This window comes from Alteromonas sp. BZK5 (assembly GCF_014349115.1).
In the GTDB taxonomy this organism is placed as follows: domain Bacteria; phylum Pseudomonadota; class Gammaproteobacteria; order Enterobacterales; family Alteromonadaceae; genus Alteromonas; species Alteromonas macleodii.
Map to the genome: position 1 here is coordinate 1 of NZ_JACSOE010000103.1, position 10,733 is coordinate 10,733.

10 protein-coding genes are annotated in these 10,733 nt (G+C 43.6%); all 10 read right to left on the minus strand.

Going from position 1 to position 10,733, the window contains the following annotated elements:
* Positions 1 to 82 precede the first annotated feature (82 nt).
* Positions 83 to 1,144 (minus strand): ISAs1-like element ISAma3 family transposase, encoded by a 1,062-nt coding sequence (locus tag BIZ39_RS18785; protein ID WP_187447708.1) that lies wholly within the window; start codon positions 1,142 to 1,144, stop codon positions 83 to 85.
* A gap of 222 nt (positions 1,145 to 1,366) precedes the next feature.
* A complete protein-coding gene (locus BIZ39_RS18790; protein ID WP_187447709.1) occupies positions 1,367 to 2,653 on the minus strand; it encodes a site-specific integrase in 1,287 nt (428 codons plus the stop codon).
* A 267-nt stretch (positions 2,654 to 2,920) separates the two neighbouring features.
* Positions 2,921 to 3,742 carry an IclR family transcriptional regulator gene (locus BIZ39_RS18795; RefSeq protein WP_187447710.1) on the minus strand — a complete coding sequence of 274 codons (822 nt, stop codon included), beginning with the start codon at positions 3,740 to 3,742 and terminating at the stop codon, positions 2,921 to 2,923.
* Positions 3,743 to 3,809: 67 nt separating this feature from the next.
* Positions 3,810 to 4,523 carry an ABC transporter ATP-binding protein gene (locus BIZ39_RS18800; RefSeq protein WP_187447711.1) on the minus strand — a complete coding sequence of 238 codons (714 nt, stop codon included), beginning with the start codon at positions 4,521 to 4,523 and terminating at the stop codon, positions 3,810 to 3,812.
* A gap of 1 nt (position 4,524) precedes the next feature.
* Positions 4,525 to 5,283, minus strand: a complete 759-nt coding sequence (locus tag BIZ39_RS18805) for an ABC transporter ATP-binding protein (RefSeq protein WP_168476899.1) — start codon at positions 5,281 to 5,283, stop codon at positions 4,525 to 4,527.
* On the minus strand, positions 5,280 to 6,248 hold the full coding sequence (locus BIZ39_RS18810) for a branched-chain amino acid ABC transporter permease (RefSeq protein ID WP_168476897.1): 969 nt from the start codon (positions 6,246 to 6,248) through the stop codon (positions 5,280 to 5,282). Before BIZ39_RS18810 ends, BIZ39_RS18805 begins: the two co-directional genes overlap by 4 nt.
* Before the next feature lie 9 nt (positions 6,249 to 6,257).
* The gene (locus tag BIZ39_RS18815; RefSeq protein WP_014977307.1) at positions 6,258 to 7,121 is read right to left on the minus strand and encodes a branched-chain amino acid ABC transporter permease; all 864 of its coding nucleotides are present in this window, start codon (positions 7,119 to 7,121) and stop codon (positions 6,258 to 6,260) included.
* A 48-nt stretch (positions 7,122 to 7,169) separates the two neighbouring features.
* Positions 7,170 to 8,354: an ABC transporter substrate-binding protein gene (locus tag BIZ39_RS18820; protein ID WP_187447712.1), complete on the minus strand. Its 1,185-nt coding sequence runs from the start codon at positions 8,352 to 8,354 to the stop codon at positions 7,170 to 7,172.
* A gap of 31 nt (positions 8,355 to 8,385) precedes the next feature.
* Complete coding sequence (locus tag BIZ39_RS18825) at positions 8,386 to 9,555, minus strand: DcaP family trimeric outer membrane transporter (RefSeq protein ID WP_187447713.1); 1,170 nt, start codon at positions 9,553 to 9,555, stop codon at positions 8,386 to 8,388.
* Between the two features lie 719 nt (positions 9,556 to 10,274).
* Positions 10,275 to 10,481, minus strand: coding sequence for a hypothetical protein (locus BIZ39_RS18830; RefSeq protein ID WP_012517740.1), 207 nt, complete (start codon positions 10,479 to 10,481; stop codon positions 10,275 to 10,277).
* Positions 10,482 to 10,733 lie beyond the last annotated feature (252 nt).

Genomic DNA, 10,733 nt, shown 5'->3' on the forward strand with positions numbered 1-10,733 from the left:
GTTTGAATTCTTTCGAGTAGCTTTTTCGGGTTTTCATATACACTCCAGTTGAGATAATTATCTCTTAACTGGGTGTGTGAATCTATTGGAGCACGTCACCTTTCATACTGTCTTTAATAGGACTCAAGCGTGCTAAATTCATTGCAAAGCGGCGGAAGGTTGCCATATTTTCGGGCGCATCGCCGCGTCTGATGCGGGAGTCGTCTTCTCGATACGTCATATCCAGTACCCAATGTGATGCATTTTCTATCGACCAATGGCTGCGAATGGCTTTTGCAATTTGAGGTAAGTTAACCTCCAAGGAACTGATGTAATAAGCGGTCTCACTCGTTTCCTTATCTTTAAGGTAGCGTTTTCGGGTGACTTCAATGACCGACTTAATATTCGTCCAGCCTTGGCTTTGCGTCAACCAAGGCGTAATGGGTAGCTGAACGTAGGTACGCTCCTCGATGCGTCCATGACCGTCATTGGTTAAGGTTAAACTGTTTGTTTTGATATCTTGTGGAGTATCACGCCGTGTCTTGTGGAAGTAAGCCGATATTTCCGTTGCAAGTTTACCTTGGTTATTCTTGACTTGCAGAACGTAGTCGCCGCCTTTTGCATTAATGGCTTTAGCGACCTTCTTCAGGCAATGCATGGCATCGGCAGTGACAATACTGCCTTTTAACTCCAGTAATTCAATCAATTCCAGTACCGTCGACACTTCATTTTTCTTACTCTTCGATTTACATTGTGCGAGGACTAAACCTTGTTCCACCGCGTAGGCCGACACGCTGTGAAGGGCGGTTTTCCTATCACCATCGAATGAATGGCGAAGCGTTTTACCATCAAACGCAATCACGGGCTGCCCTTGGTCTTCACGGATTTCATTCACCCAGCTAATGAAGCACGTTAGCAAGGCGTTGGGCTCTAGCGAGCTGATAATACGGGCAATAGTATCGTCGACGGGTACACCCTCTTTAAAGGCCCTGAACTTACGCAACCAATCCAGTTTGCTGTCCCCAAATTGCTTAATGTCTTTCCATCCTTCAGCACCAGAAAGAATGGCCACCACGGTGAGAAAAATCACATCAAGTAGGTCATGCTTCTTATTGATATGAGAGCGTTTATCTTCAAGTGACTCAAAATGGGTAATAAATGACATCTGTGCTAGCCTAAAAAGCTAGATTTGATCACAGATGCGCTAGTTAACGCAAGTCAGAGTATGATCTTGCCCTGGAAGAAATAATTCTAAAAGACGTTTTTGTTTTTCTAATGAAGTTTCCATATCAAAGATTGTCCTTGTGTTTTATTTTAGCGTGACAATTGCTACATGATTTTTTTTAAGTGTGGGCAAAACTAAACTTCCAACTTTACCAAAAAGTGTTTAGATGCAGCCTCTTTTTTTAAGCCCAGCCTCCCAAGTCTTGAAGCGCTGTGTAAGTAACTCTCTAGTTTTCAATCCTCTTGCGAGTGCACGTTTGCTTTTTGCTCTTTCTTTCTTATTTTCAAACGTTACTCCAGATAGTTCCTGCTCAAACATACTGGGTACGACATGACTATAGTGTTGCTCTATCATCGCAATACTTGTGCCGCATTGTCGAGCAAGCACATCAACTCTTAAAGTTCGGCTAAGTAGTTGCCAAGTTATGTAAGTATGGCGCAGCGAATAGAGTGTCCTAGGCCCATCTGGGCTGGTCTTTAGTTCTGCTTCCTCTAGTGCTGATACAAAGGTTCTGCCTAATTCGTTGGTACTAGAACCGTCAGCTAGTACAAATATCTTGTCAGACGGCCGACGATTAGGAAAACGCTCCATCAAGTTCATTAGAGGAAAGACAAACTCATCTTTGCATACAACGGTTCTGGTGCCAGTGTGTTTCGTGTTCTTGCCTTTTCGTACCTTAATTTTAAATATGACTTGATGCTCTTGCCTTGTCATTAGGATATCAGACCAAGTCAGTTCTTCCATTTCAGTGCCAGGACGAATACCTGTATTGATGACTACGTCAGCATAATCAAGCAACAACTCTCTTATTTGTCTAGTCTTTTCCTTGCGGCTGTTGTCCCTCATGTTTTCTAGAGTTTCAACAACCTTCTCATATTCAACTTCACTGAAAGCAGCACGTCTAGCCCCCTGCTCTCCTTTGTTGCTTAATACTGGCACTTGAACTGGTAACATCCATTGGTTTTCGACCGCAGCTTTAAACACCATTTGTAGCGCCGCGTTGTGATTTAGTAGAGTAGACTTGTTGAGAACCTTACCAGCCTTTTGTATTCGCCAAATGTCGAACTCTTTAAGCTTGTCTTGGTCAATAGAAGTGATATAAGTGCGGTCAAAAAATGGAATGTGATATTTTTTCAAAGCTCCCATGTAGTCTTTGTAGCTAACTTTACCGCCGCCGTGCGCAAGCTCATGTTCCATAGCTAGAATACTCTTCGCAGCTACATCGCGAAAACGCTTGCTCGTTGTAAGAGTTCCTGTTTCCGCTTTTATTTTCCACTCCATGCGTAGCAATCTAGCCGCTGCTACAGCTTCTTCTTTATCAACTTGTTTAGTCGATTTGCAGTGCCATTTCCCGAAAAGCTGAAAACGGGCGTACCACTTTTTGCTGTTATCTTGCAGGAAAACGTAGAGCGTGTCGTCAATGTTGTGTCTTGCTAACTGCTTAGCCATAAATACTCATTTGCAAAGAAAAAATAATGCGCTTACTTCGAGTATATATGGCTTAGTGACAATAGCCACCTGTTTTATATAGATATTTTTAGGTTATGTTAATACACATTAACAGTAATTAAATCTGCATAAGACGAATGGCGCATTGAATCAACGTAGTACAGGCATTTACATATACCACCTCTACAAAGTCACACTTGCATAACTTCATTTTTAAAAAAGCCAAGTTGGGGGTAAAGCCGGCTTCTTTATCATTTAAGACTCAACTTAAAAAGAGTCTTTTTCTGAGGTTGCTCTAAGCTGTCCAGATATCTTACAGGTAGCTTCATTACTAGCCTTTTTCACGGCTTGTACATATATACTTTTTGCATTAACTGGGGTTTCCTTGCTGTTGCCCACCAAGCTAATAACAGTGCTTACCGAACCATCTAAACTAAAAATAGGCGCACTTACAACATTAATGTCGGGCAAAAAATCTTCTTTAAAACAACACAAGCTGCTTTTTTTAATATCTTCTAGCAATTCGTAGAATATCGCTTTTTTTATAGGCTTACCCATGTAGCGTGGCATAGGTGCAGGGGAATCGTAGTACTGTTCAACTAACGTCTTACAGCGCAGTTTAGGTAGGTGGGATAAGAAAATACGCCCAGCGGCAGAGGTAAACGGCGACAGCTCTGAGCCCAAACGGATATTCACCGCCAAAAAGTGACTGGAATCTAACCACTTTATCACTAGCGGTACATCACCATTCCAAATGGTTACAGTAATAGTTTTATCTAATTCTTGGTGAAGCTTATCTGCATATTCAAAGGCCACCTGAACGGGGTTTGAATGTTTTAGTGCCGACATACCTAAGCGAATACTGCTGTTTGAAAGCATGTATTTGGCATTGTCTAATTGCGACACATAACCAAGTTTGGTCAAGCTAACCAAGTATTTGTGAAGTCGACTCGGGCTCATTTTTGCCAGCTCAGATAACTTGGTTAGCGAGATAGGGCCGCTGTGCTCAGAGATTAACTCTAACACCTCAAGCCCTAATTCAAGAGAACCAATGCCTTTTCGGGTTGCAATTGCTTTGTCATCATCCATTGTGTTGCTGCCTCTTCATCCAAGTCGGCGTCATGCTACCCCAGGTTCTCACCGTATTACAGCACAATTAAACCGCTAGGCTGGTTTCAATAAATGCACGCTTTTCCTCAAGGGCTTGCGAGTCTCCGTTAAATTGCACTTTCCCTTTCACAATAAGAATGTGCTGATCGCACAGCGTCTGCAATACCTTAATGTTTTTATCCACAATAATGGTCGACACACCGGTTTCTTTAATTTTGCGAATAACATCCCAAATTTCTTTGCGAATAAGTGGTGCTAAGCCTTCTGTGGCTTCATCGAGTATCAGTAAATCTGGGTTGGTCAAAAGCGCCCTACCTATAGCTAGCATTTGCTGCTCACCGCCAGAGAGTTGAGTGCCTTTATTAGTTAAGCGCTCTTTTAAACGAGGGAACACCTCAAGCACCTTCGCATAAGTCCAATGCGCTTCACCTCGCGAGTTTTTTCGCGCGGCCATTTGTAAGTGCTCTTTCACAGTTAAGTTGTGAAACATGCCCCGTCCTTCTGGCACATAGGCAATATCGTTGCGCATGCGTTTCCACGTGGGAAGAGCATCAATTTCTTTGCCCTTGTACAACACAGCGCCACTACGCGGCTTTACGATACCCAAAATAGATTTCAATGTTGTGGACTTACCCATGCCGTTGCGACCCATAATACTTACGGTCTGCCCTTTTTTAATGGCAAAAGATATTCCGTGCAGAATATGGCTTTCTCCGTATAAGGTATGAATGCCTTTTACCTCTAGAATGTTGTCTGTCACGTTAAAATACCTCGTCATCGTTGCCTAGATAGGCTTCTTGAACTAAAGGGTTTGCTCGAATGTTATCTACCACATCGGTGATCAAATGCTGCCCGTCCACCATCACGGTCATTAGGTCAGATAGCTCAAAAACAGCATCCATATCGTGCTCTACCAGCACAATGCAGTAGCGCTTTTTCAGCGACTTAAGCAGGTCAATAATGATAAGCGACTCTTCATGGCCCATACCCGCCATTGGTTCATCAAGTAAAAGTACTTGGGGGTCGGTCGCCAATACCATGGCAATTTCTAGCTGACGCTGCTCACCATAACTAATGGCGCTGGCTTTGATATTGGCTTGCTTCAATAGCCCTACCTGTTCAAGGGCATCTTGGGCAATCGCAGTTACATGCTTACTTGAATGCTTCGACTTAAACATATTAAAGCTGCTACCCACTCGTCGCTGGGCGGCAATGCAACAGTTTTCCAAGCATGTGGCATCTTTGAAAATATTGGTTTTCTGAAAACTTCGCCCTATTCCTTTGCGGCAGAACTGATAACTTTTCAGGCCCGTAATATTTTCACCGCGATACAAAATCACACCCTTAGTTGCCGGATACGTACCGCACAATATATTCAGCAGGGTGCTTTTTCCCGCGCCATTAGGGCCCACAATGCTATGCAGCGATTTGTCGTAAAACTTAATATTAAATTCGTTGAGCGCTTTTAATCCGCCCCAGTGCTTTGAAAGGTTTTCAGCTTGTAAGATACATTCACTCATTTGCGTTTCCCTCCGACTAACTGCTCAATTAGCCCGGCAATACCACTTTTTAGTAGCAGTACCATTAAGATGATGAGCGAGCCCATCCAAAACATCCAATACTGGGTCATGTGTTCAATGCCGTAGTGCAAGCTCTCATAAACGAATACACCTAGAATTGCCCCAAAAATAGTTCCTAGACCACCTAAAATAGCCATTACTAATGCAGAAGCAGAGACTTCCCAACTCATCATGGTTGGATTAACAAAACCGTATTGAAGCGAGAACAAGTAGCCTGCGTAAGCGGCAAGTGATGAAGACAATACATACGACACTAAACGGAAGTGAAAGATGTTGTAGCCAAGTGCAGTGGCACGCTCAGGGTTTTCTTTTATTGCGTCAATCACACGCCCAAACCGAGAATGCAAACTAACTTTACAAAACACGTAGCAGTTAAATAGCGATAGCAAGCACAGGTAATAGAAGTGGTTCTCGTTATCTAAATCTAAGAAATTCAAACCAAAAATGCTGGTTTCGGGTTTTAGATAAATAAATAACCCGTCTAAGCCGCCGTATTCCGTTGAGTCGGCAAAGAAATAGAATGTCATTTGCGCCAATGCCAGCGTTATCATGATCATATAAATACCGCTGGTTCTTAGCACAATTAAGCCAACAATAAGTGCAATAGCACCACTAGCGGCCATGACATAAAAGGTATACAACCAAAAGTTAACCACTTCGTATTCGGGGATCATAATGGCAAATAAGTATCCGCCTAAGCCGTAGAACATGGCGTGACCAAGGGTGATAAGGCCAGTTCTTCCCACCAAGTAGTCCAAAGACATAACAAAAATAGACAAAATCAGCATGGTGGAGATTTTGTTTACGTAAAACGTGTTCTCATTGAAAAATAAGGGGATACCCAAGGCAATAAAGAAAAACGCAAAAATAAATACTTTTTCAGCTTTGCTAGAAAATACAGACATCGTACAACCTTAACTTTTGAAAAGCCCTTGTGGTTTAAAAATAAGGATAAGTGCCATTAGCAAGTAAATTGTCATACTCGACATGCCGGGCAACAGCACAGATGCGAACGTGTCAACAATGCCCACTAGCAAGGCCGCCACAAAAGCCCCTTTTATTGAGCCCATTCCCCCTATAACCACCACAACAAAGCATGAAATGAGTACGCGTTCGCCCATACCAGGTACTAAGCTCACTACAGGCGCAGAAACAATACCGGCCAAGGCAGATAAGGTAACGCCAACGGCGAAAACGACGGTAAATAATGTGCCGATATTCACGCCCAAGTTCTCAACCATTTCACGGTTAGACTCACCGGCGCGGATCATCATGCCAAGCTTGGTATTGTTGATGACGTAATACATGCCTATGGCAATACCCACACACAATACCGACAGGAACAAGCGATAAACCGGATATTCAACGATATCGGTAATTTGAATAGACGATGACAGCAGCTCAGGTACATCAACCCCCAGAGGGTCGTTACCCCAAATGAAGCTTTGTGCCGCGTTAAAAATAAAGATTAAACCAACCGTTAGCAGTACCTGATCAAGGTGGTCGCGCTTGTATAAATGCACTATTAGAAAGCGCTCAATAATTACGCCTATGACCATAGCAATACTGCAAGCAATGACCACAGCTAACCAAAAGCTGTCTGTCATGGCGGCAAAGTAATACACCAAATAAGCGCCAATCATATACATAGAGCCATGAGCAAGGTTCAAGATACCCATAACGCCAAAAACTAATGTGAGACCTGATGCAACCAAAAACAGTAACAGCCCATACTGAATACCGTTTAGTAATTGCACGAGGAAAAGCGACATTTCCATTTTTATACCTCTATGGGGAAGCCCATGGGCTTCCCTACTTGCAATAACTTATAAACGACAACCACGTGCTGGGTCATTCAGGTTCGCTGCAGCGGTTTTAACCACCATGTTTTCTCCGTTCTCAACCTTTCTTAAATAGATGTTTTGAATTGGATTGTGCGCCTTAGAGAAATGGAAGCTGCCGCGCGGGCTATCAATTTCAACACCTTCCATTGCCTTTATCAGAGCTTTTTTGTCAGCGGTATTACCCTTGGTTGCTTCCACGGCTTGAATAATCAATTGACCGGCGTCATACCCTTGAACGGCATATAAGTCAGCAGGCTTGTTGTACAATGACAAATACTCGGCTCTGAACGCTTTGTTCTTAGGGTTATCCAAGGTATCGGCGTAGTGTAGTGTGGTGAATAGGCCGTCAGCGGCTTCACCTTGCGCTTCAATGGTGCCTTCTGTTAAGAAACCAGAACCAATAAGTGGAATTTTGCCTTTAAGCCCCATGGCGTCGTAGTCTTTAACAAACTTAACCGAGCCACCACCGGCAAAGAACACAAATACAGCATCTGGCTTTATTGAGGCAATTTCAGTTAGGTAAGACTGAAACTCTGTTTTTGGAAACGGTACGAAAATTTCCTTAACCACTTCGCCACCAGCAGCTTCAAATGATTCTGAAAACGCGGCAAGCGACTCTTTTCCAAACCCGTAGTTCCAACTTAGTGTCACCACCTTTTTATAGCCCATTTCAATGGCTTGATTACCCATTGGGTAAGCAGTTTGCCAAGACGAAAAAGATGTGCGGAACACATTCGGCTGACAGAATGCACCTGTTGCAGCGTTAGCACCTGCATTGGGAATGATCATGATAGAGTCTTTGTTTCTAACCGATTTGATCATGCCCATTGCTACCCCTGAGTGAACTGGGCCAATAATGAAATCGGCATCGTCTTTATCGGTCATTGCAGAGGTTAACTCTGGAGCGCGTGCTGGCTTTGCTTCAGTGTCGCTAATGATGAATTCAACAGGGCGACCGGCAATAGTATTGCCCTTTTCTTTTAGGGCTTGTTTCAGGCCGTTAGTAGCAGCCTCACCCAACCCAGCATAAACACCACTGTATGGCAGCATTACGCCAATTTTTATGGGCGATTCGTCGGCATGTGCAGACATACCTGACAACACACTTGTCGCCATCACACTACTGGCCAAGACGACTTTTCTAAGCGTTTTATTTTTAAATATCATGGTAAGTTACTCGTATTGTGGTAGGTGAATGTTAAAAAGCGTATTTCGCCATTGCTTGAACGCGGCTCATATCGCCGTCGAAACCGTCAACAGTTTCACGCTTTGCGTAGGTATATTCCAAGCCAACCGATAGCGGCTTAGTAATGTTGTAGATGTAGTTAATGCGCGCGCTGTAAACGTCATGTGTACGCGAGCCCACCATGCCCTCGACGGTGTCTACATCTAATGAAGAGAAAATAAGATTGGTACGAGCGCTTTCGCTCCATAAGTGGCGGTAAGCTACAGTAACCGCGGTTGCATCAATGGCATCAAAGTTACCTTCATCGTCTAGGAAGGCACCATTGGCAGCATTTACGCCAACATAACGACCTAAGCCCGAACCACTAGCTACTTGAATGCGAATATCATCGCCATTGCTCAAGTTAATGCGCGATGAAAGCGATAGTGCAATACCCGTGTCTGAGTAATCTTCGCCTTGTGTTTCATAAGCAAGCTGACGCAAGATACCGCCCACTTTCACATGACCCCAGCTGGCTTTCATCGTATAAGTACCAATGAGATCAGGTACAGAATTGTCATCTGTCATAATTTGCGCGGTAGTGGTAGTACCAACGGTTGTCTCAGGGTTTTCCAACGCCACTTCAAAACCGTTATTTGAATAACGAATTTGTGGTTGACGAGTAAAAGCCACACCGTCTGTCGTACCAATAAAATCTACTGATTCAACCAAAGCGCCTAAGTCCATGATAGTTGACCAAGTTTGACCAATAAGCCAGTTGTTGTATTTCAAGTAAGCATGTCGCATACGTGGCGTATAGGAGTTGCTCACTCGCTCATCACCACCAGATGTCAATAGAAAGTCAAATTCAAACACACCGGTAATGACGTCTTCACCGTCTACTGGCGTATTGGTAGTAAATCTGAAACGAGACTGTTTCGCGTGCGCATCAAATCGGCCACCTAGCCCATCGTCGGTGGCGCCCGTTTGTACCAAAGACGGTACGTAAATATCACGTCCAGGGCCAACACCTTCACCGTTTGAGTAGTCGCTATACATTGCGTCAACTTTGATATAACCAGAGAATTTCACCTCGGTGTCAGCTAGGTTCGCTGCCTCTGCGCCAGTAGCAAGCGCTAAACCAACCGATAGTGACGAGGCAAGTAGGGGCTTGATGAGTGTTTTTTGTTTTAAAGTATTCATTCAGTTCTCCGTTGTAAATGTGCCAAGCATGTGTGTGATAAACAGAAACAACTGACGTTAAGGCAACCCACCTTTGTAAATTTTGTGTTATGCAATTGTTTCTAATCAGGGAACTTACTGTGAAGATAAATCACAAACCAATACCAAATGAGTGACTCTCAATACTTAACGGGTATGGCTTTGCGGTATATAGGTTGAACAACAATGCATTAAAAAACATGTAAACCATTGTTATTAATTGATAATCACAAGCAGATTTGGAAGAGCATTGATAGCTTTTATAGACAAAAATTACCCACCACAATTTGTTCATTATTTATAAATTAATTCACCAATAATTAAAAAAGAGCAAACATAAAGAAAAAAACAAGTATCGAGTAGGGTGAGGCTTGCGCCTCATCCCTCTCACAGAACCGTACGTACGGGCCTCGTATACGGCTCCTGCATACTTCATATCACTTGCTAAGTGACACAATGCTAATTTGCAATCTAGTATCGTGCGCCCTATGGACATCGTTCATTTTCTAACATTGTGGTAACTTTCATTGCAGGGTTTGGCGTTCTAGCACTGAGGCAATCTACCAAATTTGACTACAATTACTTCCCATATACGGCCTGTCTCACCAGACATCACTATTCCTAGCGCACCGATTCGACTTGTCCCGCTGATCAGGCGGCTTGTGTATCAATGATAAAAAAACTCACAACTCATCAGAGTCTTAAAGTCTGCTTCCCCCCTTCGCAATCCATTTAAGCTTTTGGCTAAAATGGATCCTATCAAACACAATGCTGATAGTCGGCTTGGTTTTACCCTCCACACCATTACTGGCTTTCATCGGCCTAGCCTTACTCACTACTACGGGTTCATCTGCCACCTCACACTCGCAACATTCTTGGATCACTCCTTGAACGATACGTCCAACCATTTGATTGGATCCAATGCCAGGCTTCCCCAGTTACTGCACTGGCTCCCTGTTAGAAATTCCACCCTCAAACACAAAACAGGTCTGACTGAGTATCGGGCTTCGCGCTATTTTGCACGCTTACCCACCTGCCTTGCCGAATCAGGTTCACTTTCATTGTGTACCTCTAACTTCCTATGGCTTCCTTCGGACCCTGTCGTTGGCCAACAACGCCCTTGCCATTCGGATTATCTTCCCCTCAGTCAGGGTGATTCA

Coding starts and splice junctions, on each gene's coding strand:
- BIZ39_RS18785 (WP_187447708.1), bottom strand. CDS start 1,144: ATGTCATTTATTACCCATTTTGAGTCACTTGAAGATAAACGCTCTCAT.
- BIZ39_RS18790 (WP_187447709.1), bottom strand. CDS start 2,653: ATGGCTAAGCAGTTAGCAAGACACAACATTGACGACACGCTCTACGTT.
- BIZ39_RS18795 (WP_187447710.1), bottom strand. CDS start 3,742: ATGGATGATGACAAAGCAATTGCAACCCGAAAAGGCATTGGTTCTCTT.
- BIZ39_RS18805 (WP_168476899.1), bottom strand. CDS start 5,283: ATGAGTGAATGTATCTTACAAGCTGAAAACCTTTCAAAGCACTGGGGC.
- BIZ39_RS18810 (WP_168476897.1), bottom strand. CDS start 6,248: ATGTCTGTATTTTCTAGCAAAGCTGAAAAAGTATTTATTTTTGCGTTT.
- BIZ39_RS18815 (WP_014977307.1), bottom strand. CDS start 7,121: ATGGAAATGTCGCTTTTCCTCGTGCAATTACTAAACGGTATTCAGTAT.
- BIZ39_RS18820 (WP_187447712.1), bottom strand. CDS start 8,354: ATGATATTTAAAAATAAAACGCTTAGAAAAGTCGTCTTGGCCAGTAGT.
- BIZ39_RS18825 (WP_187447713.1), bottom strand. CDS start 9,555: ATGAATACTTTAAAACAAAAAACACTCATCAAGCCCCTACTTGCCTCG.
- BIZ39_RS18830 (WP_012517740.1), bottom strand. CDS start 10,481: ATGGTTGGACGTATCGTTCAAGGAGTGATCCAAGAATGTTGCGAGTGT.